The sequence below is a fragment of the Providencia sp. PROV033 genome, assembly GCF_028484855.1.
Classification (GTDB): domain Bacteria; phylum Pseudomonadota; class Gammaproteobacteria; order Enterobacterales; family Enterobacteriaceae; genus Providencia; species Providencia alcalifaciens.
In genome coordinates, this window is sequence record NZ_JAMPSW010000123.1 from 1 (window position 1) to 8,605 (window position 8,605).

Consider the following 8,605-nt stretch of genomic DNA (forward strand, 5'->3'; position numbering starts at 1 on the left):
GAGAGATGATCCAGTGGTATGCGGACTATATTGATGAGTTGGAGGGGACCAGTATCCTAAACTCAGTAGTTTAGATAGCTGGATAGAGTTGTTATCATAATGGGGGATTTATATAACCGATTGTGCTTTAACTTAAACTTAATGATTTTGAAAACTGATATCTATAGGTTAGACTCATTAATATTATTAACTTTTGAGGTGATTTTATTATGGCTGAGACTATCAATATTAGTGAGCTAGCCCACATTGTATCAAAGGATATTTTTGAGTGGTTTAGGTGGGAGAAAATTGAGTTTTATGATGAAAATTTTTCTTGTAGGAAACAAGATGAGCACTTCTCTAAAGAAGAAAAAGATGAAAAAGAAGAAGAAAGTGTTGTGGAAGAGGATGAAACCGATAGTGAAGAAAAAAAAGCAGTGAAGACTCATCCTGTCGATATTGTTTTCAAATATAGGGACCCATATAGTGGAAAGGATGTATTATTTAATACTGATTAAAAAAGTTATGCATCCAATAGTATTAAGGCAAGTGATGTAAGAGATATGTTGAAATCAATTGCTAAAACAATTGATTGTGCCTCAATAAGTTCTGAATGGAAGAATAGGTATGCAATTAAGTCAACTAAATATGAAATAAGAGGAATGTTGTTTATATATAACCATGATGGAAATTACCATAAAAATTTTTATGATGTATTTAAAACGGAAAAGATAAATAATAGGCGTAAGTTAGGAATCGATTTGGCATCCATTGGATTAAAAACAAATCAACAGATTCATATTGTTGAACCATTAATGATTAGTTATATGACTACTATTATTGCTGATGTTGATAAACTACATAGAGAAGGTTCATTTCCTCGACATAAGTATTCATTTTATTACCCTGAATTGATAAGAAATAAAACTATAAGTGGAGATAAATACTCAAGGCCAGCAACTATAGAGGCAATAACCGCCCCTTATTTAATTATTGAGCATGATGAAGTAATTGTTGAGAGTAGAGTGGAAGGTGAATATGATACATCTCCAGCAGGATTTGTTATTTATTATAATAGGCAAGGTAATGATCCATATGAATTTGTGTATCTCTTCGATACATTATCTAGATACCAGATATTAAATGGAGATTATAAAATTAGACTGAGATTAGCTCATTACTTACCCAATAAAGATATTATTAGTCATTTTGAGAAGGCAAAGGAGATATATATACGTAGTTGGGGGTATGATGATAATAAAAGAAATATTTTAAATGAAATTGATGTAAATGAAATAACGCTGAAACAGACCTGTTTTAAAACAAAAGAAGTTGCACAGAGGAAAAAATGAGTAAAGATAATTATGGAAATAAAACGGGCGCTATATATAGTGCAACAGATAAAGCAATCTTTGATGCATTGCAGCAATATAAGGTAACAAGAGATGACTTAAAAGATTTATATTTCAAAAGAGGGATTATTATATCAAATAAAACCTCTAAGGAGAGTTTGGCGGATAACTTTTCAAAATATATTCATGGGTATGAAGATTACGAATATTTATCAAAAATTTTAGGTGTTGCGACTCAAAGAGAGAGAACTAGATCGATAGATTTACTAAGTAAATCTATCGAAGGAAGTGATATTGAAGAGGCTTTAGATAAAGTTAAAAATTGTCTAAGTCATGAAGATAGTAACGATATAGTTGATTATAATATAGTTAATAAAAAATATATTTTAAAAGTTGAGTATAGTGAACCTGACTTTACTAAATCAGAATTTAGACAAGTTGTAGATAAAGATGCAGAGATTACTATTGAAAAAATTAAAGGAGTGATCAGATTAATTGGGCCACATAATAAAAAGATGGAAAAAATAACTAATATTATTTTTGATTCTTTAGCAGAGAAAGATCCAACTATCTCACGTGAAGAGATAAATTTAGAGGGGTTGGTTGATAATAATATAATTAGCTCTTTATTTGATAAATTGACAACATCAATGAAAGGCTACAGTCTTAAAAGTGTTACTGATGTATATGTCTACAATCCGGATAAAGATAACGGTTCAGGCACTCATATAAAAAAGGCATCCTTATCTGGAACAGGTGTTACATTATCTCAGGAACTATCATCACTATATAAATCAGGGTTTTATATTTGGAAAATAGTTTGGACAATAACAGATGATAGACATGTAGAATCTGATATCTATGAAATAGAAGCTCTTTTTTCTGAACCAGAAAACTGTACTGGTTTTGTATTTTTAGTTAAAGGTTATTATCCGAGAAAAATAGATAGTTTAGATATTAATGATACTCATCACAAAAATAGAATTAATATGAGTAAATCAGAGGAAATGACATTCAATAAATTAGTGTTAAAAACAGCAAAGGAAATAATATCTGAAATTAAATCAAGCGGCAATAGTGATGATTTACCTATAATGGAGGAATGATGAAGACACGATATAGGTGGGTTTTAATTAATATAGATATATCTCTTGATGACCTTGTTGACATTGTGTTAAGCAATGGATTTGATTCAAGGGCTAATAAGGGTTATATAGTAAATAATCTAGATCATGATTCAATAGATGCTGTTTTTGTTGAAAGAGTAATACAGTATGAGAGAATAAATAGGCCTGATGGTACTGAGGATGAAATAAAGATTGAAAGGTTTTTATATACATCTTTTGTTATGTCTATTTTTTCTAGAGGTAAGTTTTTAATAAGAATAGAAAACTCACCTAGAACACTAAATGAATTTGTTATGTATCTAAAAAACATACTAGATTATAATTTTTTTGTTGAACCAATAAATATTAATATTTTTAAACTAATACCATTGATGATGAATGATACGCTAAAGAATATTAATATAAAAAAAATAAAAGCATCTAATATTATTATAAACACATGTTCTTCTGCTATAGTGGAAGTTACATCTTCAATTAATGCTTTAGATGTGTTTATAGATAAGTTCAAAGTAAAAGATTTTAAGTTAGAGTATGCAAAGCTAACTTTTTCTTATGATAGCACAACTTATACATTAGATATAAAAAATTCAGGAATAACAGTAGATAATATGGCACCAATTGATTTAATTGAAAAGTTAATTTGTCATGAATATATCTAATCTAAGTTCTTTCTTAAGATTTTGTTTTTTCGGTTATTTTGGTTCTAAAAATATCGTTAGATGTATACACATGAATTTTTCCTCGATATAGCCACTACTGATTAAGTCAGTAGTGGCTATATCTCTATATTAAACTATCTATGCTATACCGTCATGATGTCATTAGCTATTTTAGATGAGTTTATCAGTCGATTATTAATATATTATAATTTTTTGGTTAGTAAATTTAATGTTGGTACTAATTTACGGCTAGATACACATTCGATTTGACGCATGTGTTTTTTAAGTATAATTTAAAGAAAAGACTGAAGAGGTACACATGGAACCATTACAGCTGTTTAAAATTTTAGGTGACCAAACCAGATTGGATATCGTATTGCTTTTGAAAGCATCTGGTGAGCTATGTGTCTGTGATATCTATACGGCCTTGAATTTATCGCAACCAAAGACTTCTCGACATCTGGCAATGCTTAGAGAGTCGGGTCTTTTGCTCGATTCAAAGCATGGTAAATGGGTTCATTATCGATTATCTCCGGCATTACTACCGTGGGTGAAAAGTATCATTGATGTCACCTATGCCGCAAAGAAAAATAGAGTTGCAGATTTGCTTAAGAGTCTAGAGACAAAAGAGTCTGCGAGTAGTTGTTCCGCATAAAATTTTTTAAATTAATACATATGAAAAAACATATGTAAGGTTGAGGTATGAAAAAACTAGAAGTCTTTGACCCAGCGTTATGTTGTAGCACTGGTGTTTGTGGAACAGAAGTCGATCAAGCATTGGTAGACTTCGCAACAGATGTGGATTGGTTAAAAAAACAAGGGGCAAATATAAGGCGTTTTAATTTAGCACAAGAGCCAATGGCGTTCGTTAACAACACAAAAGCAAAAACATTTTTGGAAACCGCAGGTGCCGAGTCACTTCCACTATTGATTCTGGATGGTGAGATTGTGCTGACTGGTCGATACCCAAAACGACATGAGTTAGCCAGATGGTTTGGTATTCGCCTGAATATTGAAAAAGCCGAAATAGTTAAATCGTGTTGCGGTAATGACAAAACGTGTTGTTAACAGGAGCAATAAAATGAAATTTTTAGATAACACACCTAATTATTTATTTTTTACTGGAAAAGGTGGTGTGGGTAAAACCTCAATTTCCTGTGCGACAGCAATCAAGTTGGCTGAGGATGGAAAAAAAGTCCTGCTAGTGAGTACAGATCCTGCATCTAACGTCGGACAGGTATTTTCTCAATCAATAGGAAATCAGATTAAGCCAATAACATTGGTTCCAAATCTATTTGCTATTGAAATAGACCCTCAAGCCGCAGCCGAAGAATATCGAAACAAAATTATTAATCCAATCAAAGAAAGTTTACCTGAAGCGGTAATTCAAAGTATTACGGAACAACTATCAGGTGCCTGTACAACAGAGATTGCAGCTTTCGATGAATTTACTGGATTGTTAACTAATACCGAAATTACAGAGCAATTTGACCATATCATTTTTGATACTGCACCAACGGGGCATACCATCCGTTTATTACAACTCCCGAGTGCGTGGAGTGATTTTATTAGTGACAATCCTGATGGTGCGTCATGTCTAGGGCCAATGTCTGGCCTTGATAAACAACGTGAGCAGTACAGCATGGCGGTGAAAGCGTTGAGTGATAAATCACTAACAAGGCTAGTCTTGGTTGCACGACCTCAGTTTGCCGCATTGAGGGAAGTCGCAAGAACCTATAGCGAGTTGTCATCTCTGGGTATCAAAAATCAGCAATTGATTGTCAATGGTGTTTTCCCTGAAACTTCGGTGACTGAAAATGATAAGTTATCCCATGCGCTCTACTCTCGTGAACAAGCGGCATTAGCGTCTATGCCTGAAGCACTACGCTCGTTACCTGTCGATATTCTTTATTTACAAAAGATCAATATGGTGGGTGTCGATGCACTGAAGCAGTTGTTATCTAATGACATGCCACAAATTCCAACTATTACCCCGACAAAACAACCTATTTCTTTACCTACCTTGTCAGAACTGGTTGGCGAAATATCCCAGCAACAGCATGGGCTGATTATGTTAATGGGCAAAGGTGGTGTAGGGAAAACAACGATTGCGGCATCAATCGCAGTTAAATTGGCAGAAAAAGGGCTTGATGTACATCTGACGACATCTGACCCAGCCGCGCATATTGAATCAACCCTCGATGGCGTTTTACCCAGTCTTCAAGTTAGCCGAATTGACCCTATCGCTGAAACTGAGCGCTATCGTAATTATGTCTTAGAAACCAAAGGGAAAGATTTAGATGAAGAGGGGCGCGCATTACTTGAGGAAGATTTACGCTCTCCATGCACAGAAGAAATTGCGGTATTTCAGGCTTTCTCTCGCATCATTAGAGACGCGGGTAAACGTTTTGTCGTCATGGATACTGCGCCGACTGGGCATACATTATTACTTCTCGATGCGACAGGGGCATACCACAAAGAAATTGCTAAAAAAATGGGCGAAAAAGGCCATTATTTAACGCCGATGATGCAATTACAAGATCCTGAACGCACTAAAGTGATTATTACGACACTCGCTGAAACTACGCCTGTGCTTGAGGCGGAGAACTTACAAAATGATTTAATACGGGCAGATATACATCCGTGGGCGTGGGTGATCAATAACAGTCTATCTATCACGGAAACAACATCACCATTGTTACTTTCAAGGGCAGAGCAGGAAGTTGCTCAGATTAAAAAGGTGACATCAACATTAGCAAAACGTGTTGCTATCGTTCCTTTACTTGAGACAGAGCCTGTGGGGATATCCGCATTAAGTCAGCTCGCAGAATAAGTTTTATTTTCTAGAAATAAAAGGTGCGAAAAAGCACCTTTTAAATGAGGTTGTTATGTTTATCGCCGCTTTAATTTTTATTTTAACGATCACCTTTGTTATTTGGCAGCCCAAAGGACTGGGTATTGGCTGGAGTGCTACAGCAGGGGCTGTATTGGCACTGATCTTTGGTGTGATCAGTTTTCAAGACATCCCGATTGTTTGGAACATTGTTTGGAATGCCACGGCAACATTTGTTGCCGTCATTATCATTAGCCTACTTTTAGATGAAAGTGGTTTCTTTGAATGGGCTGCATTACATGTTGCCAAGTGGGGCGGGGGTAAAGGAAAACTGTTATTCAGTTATATCGTGTTACTTGGTGCAACGGTTGCGGCCTTGTTTGCCAATGATGGCGCAGCATTGATATTAACGCCCATTGTGATTGCGATGTTATTGGCACTTGGTTTCAACAAAGGCACGACATTAGCATTTGTCATGGCTGCTGGGTTTATTGCAGATACGGCGAGCTTGCCGCTGATCGTTTCGAACCTCGTGAATATCGTTTCTGCGGACTTCTTTAATATTGGATTTACTGAATATGCATCGATTATGGTGCCAGTGGATATTGCTGCAATTTTTGCAACACTCGTGATGCTGCATTGGTTTTTCCGCAAAGATATTCCTAAACAATATGATGTTACCAAACTGAGTGAACCGACTTTAGCCATTAAGGACATGACAACGTTTAAAACAGGTTGGCTGGTATTGGTACTGCTACTTATTGGTTTCTTTGTCTTAGAACCATTAGGTATTCCAATCAGTGCAATTGCGGCTATTGGCGCTTTAATTCTTTGGGTGATTGCAGCCAGAGGTCATACGATTAATACCAAAAAAGTATTACGTGGAGCACCGTGGCAAATCGTCATTTTCTCTTTAGGTATGTACTTGGTTGTTTATGGTTTAAGAAATGCAGGGTTAACCGATTATCTTTCTGAAACGCTCAATTACCTTGCAGACAAAGGGTTATGGGTAGCAACAATTGGTACGGGATTTATAACTGCATTTTTATCCTCAATAATGAATAACATGCCAACGGTGTTAATTGGTGCGCTATCCATAGAAGGAAGTGAAGCATCAGGGTTAATTCAGCAAGCGATGGTGTATGCCAATGTGATTGGCGCCGATTTAGGTCCAAAAATCACACCAATAGGTAGCTTAGCTACATTGTTGTGGTTACATGTTTTATCGCAAAAGAACATGACCATTACATGGGGATATTATTTTAAAACAGGGATTATCATGACTATCCCTGTGCTCATTGTCACTCTCGTTGCTTTAGTACTTCGACTTTCACTGTTAAATTAAAGGTAACCCCATGAATGAGATCACTATCTACCATAACCCCAATTGTGGCACTTCGCGTAATACCCTTGCCATGATCCGCAATAGTGGTATTGAGCCGACGATTATTTATTACCTAGAAACACCTCCGACTAAGGATGTGTTAGTGAAACTTATCGCCGATATGAAAATCAAAGTCAGCGAATTACTACGGAAAAATGTTGAGCCCTATGAGCAATTAAATTTAGAAAATAGCCTTTATTCCGATGAGCAATTGATCGATTTTATGTTGCAGTACCCGATACTGATCAATAGGCCGATTGTCGTCACTCCGCTAGGCGTAAAGTTGTGTCGGCCTTCAGAGGTAGTGTTAGATATATTGCCTAATCAGCAACAAAGTGAATTTATCAAGGAAGATGGTCAAATAGTGATTGGTAGTACACGATGTAAAAATGCAAATGAAGAGGCCAGTTAAGCATAAACCCTAAAAAAAGTGAATGGGATTGAGTGTTGTTGGCAACTTCAACACTCTGTATGTGTTTATGCTGTTAATTAAATAAAATATGTTGTTGTGAATAGTACATAATCATCCATGATCCTCGTCAGTCCCCAGTTCTCCATTTGCCTGCCAATGATCCACTCCACCAGCTGGTAACTATTCTTGATATAGGGATGAAGCATTCCGTGAGCGACAGTAAGTTTGGTAAGTCCATTCAGTCAGAGTTGGTAAAGGCGTAGCAATGTCTCATAAAGAGCATGATACTTTCTCATTGTTGAGTTTTCAGTGTGACTTAAATGTTGGTGTTACTAACGCAGAATAGGGGAGTGATGTGATGGTTAGACTCTGGATTCGGCAATACGTGCTTGTAACCAATTTTCAACTTCGCTCTTTAACCAACGAGAACTACGCCCCAGTTTTATCGGCTTTGGAAACTCCCCATCTTGGATCAATTTATAAAACCATTTATCTGTTAGTCCGGTTAAGCGGGTTATAAATTTCATATCAACGAATTGGTCATCTAATAAGGGAATCGCTTGAGTGCTCATTATTGAACTCCTGTCTTTAAAGTTAAAAGGCAGAAGGGATATCGATGAATATTTAGGGATATCTCTCTTCCAAAAGATATCCCCCTCATGTTTTTTTTTGGTAGATTAACGGCTGCACCCAAAAGAACGCTCGCCATCACCATAATATTTTGTATGCTCTTTGGCTAAGTAACGACAACGCTGGTTTAATTTGAATATCGCACTTTCATTGTGGGTTTCATTATTATCTAGCCAAGTAACGGCGTTGTCCGGGATATGAACTAAATAACGCTTATCAGGATGGTTTA

11 protein-coding genes are annotated in these 8,605 nt (G+C 35.9%); 9 read left to right on the top strand and 2 right to left on the bottom strand.

Annotated elements, in window-relative coordinates; translation table 11 throughout:
* The first annotated feature begins 209 nt into the window (after positions 1 to 209).
* The 9 genes from PSF16_RS15440 to arsC all read left to right on the top strand — a co-directional run bounded on the left by PSF16_RS15440 (position 210) and on the right by arsC (position 7,746).
* Positions 210 to 497 carry a hypothetical protein gene (locus PSF16_RS15440; RefSeq protein WP_272689583.1) on the top strand — a complete coding sequence of 96 codons (288 nt, stop codon included), beginning with the start codon at positions 210 to 212 and terminating at the stop codon, positions 495 to 497.
* A 45-nt stretch (positions 498 to 542) separates the two neighbouring features.
* Positions 543 to 1,331 carry a hypothetical protein gene (locus PSF16_RS15445; RefSeq protein WP_272689584.1) on the top strand — a complete coding sequence of 263 codons (789 nt, stop codon included), beginning with the start codon at positions 543 to 545 and terminating at the stop codon, positions 1,329 to 1,331.
* Positions 1,328 to 2,437: a hypothetical protein gene (locus PSF16_RS15450; protein WP_272689585.1), complete on the top strand. Its 1,110-nt coding sequence runs from the start codon at positions 1,328 to 1,330 to the stop codon at positions 2,435 to 2,437. Before PSF16_RS15445 ends, PSF16_RS15450 begins: the two co-directional genes overlap by 4 nt.
* The gene (locus PSF16_RS15455; protein WP_272689586.1) at positions 2,437 to 3,117 is read left to right on the top strand and encodes a hypothetical protein; all 681 of its coding nucleotides are present in this window, start codon (positions 2,437 to 2,439) and stop codon (positions 3,115 to 3,117) included. Before PSF16_RS15450 ends, PSF16_RS15455 begins: the two co-directional genes overlap by 1 nt.
* Positions 3,118 to 3,436: 319 nt before the next feature.
* Positions 3,437 to 3,772 carry a metalloregulator ArsR/SmtB family transcription factor gene (locus PSF16_RS15460; RefSeq protein ID WP_272689587.1) on the top strand — a complete coding sequence of 112 codons (336 nt, stop codon included), beginning with the start codon at positions 3,437 to 3,439 and terminating at the stop codon, positions 3,770 to 3,772.
* 47 nt (positions 3,773 to 3,819) lie between these two features.
* Entirely contained in the window at positions 3,820 to 4,185 is a 366-nt protein-coding gene (arsD, locus tag PSF16_RS15465) for an arsenite efflux transporter metallochaperone ArsD (RefSeq protein ID WP_140171176.1), read from the top strand.
* Positions 4,186 to 4,198: 13 nt separating this feature from the next.
* Positions 4,199 to 5,950 (top strand): arsenical pump-driving ATPase, encoded by a 1,752-nt coding sequence (gene arsA / locus PSF16_RS15470; protein ID WP_272689588.1) that lies wholly within the window; start codon positions 4,199 to 4,201, stop codon positions 5,948 to 5,950.
* A gap of 55 nt (positions 5,951 to 6,005) precedes the next feature.
* Entirely contained in the window at positions 6,006 to 7,295 is a 1,290-nt protein-coding gene (locus PSF16_RS15475; protein ID WP_272689589.1) for an arsenic transporter, read from the top strand.
* A gap of 10 nt (positions 7,296 to 7,305) precedes the next feature.
* On the top strand, positions 7,306 to 7,746 hold the full coding sequence (gene arsC, locus PSF16_RS15480; protein WP_272689590.1) for a glutaredoxin-dependent arsenate reductase: 441 nt from the start codon (positions 7,306 to 7,308) through the stop codon (positions 7,744 to 7,746).
* A 362-nt stretch (positions 7,747 to 8,108) separates the two neighbouring features.
* Here the strand turns inward: arsC and PSF16_RS15485 are convergent, their stop codons facing one another.
* Both PSF16_RS15485 and PSF16_RS15490 read right to left on the bottom strand, forming a co-directional pair.
* Positions 8,109 to 8,318, bottom strand: a complete 210-nt coding sequence (locus PSF16_RS15485; RefSeq protein ID WP_036968140.1) for a helix-turn-helix transcriptional regulator — start codon at positions 8,316 to 8,318, stop codon at positions 8,109 to 8,111.
* Positions 8,319 to 8,423: 105 nt separating this feature from the next.
* The coding region (locus PSF16_RS15490) for a YagK/YfjJ domain-containing protein (RefSeq protein ID WP_272689591.1) at positions 8,424 to 8,605 on the bottom strand (182 nt) is incomplete at its 5' end.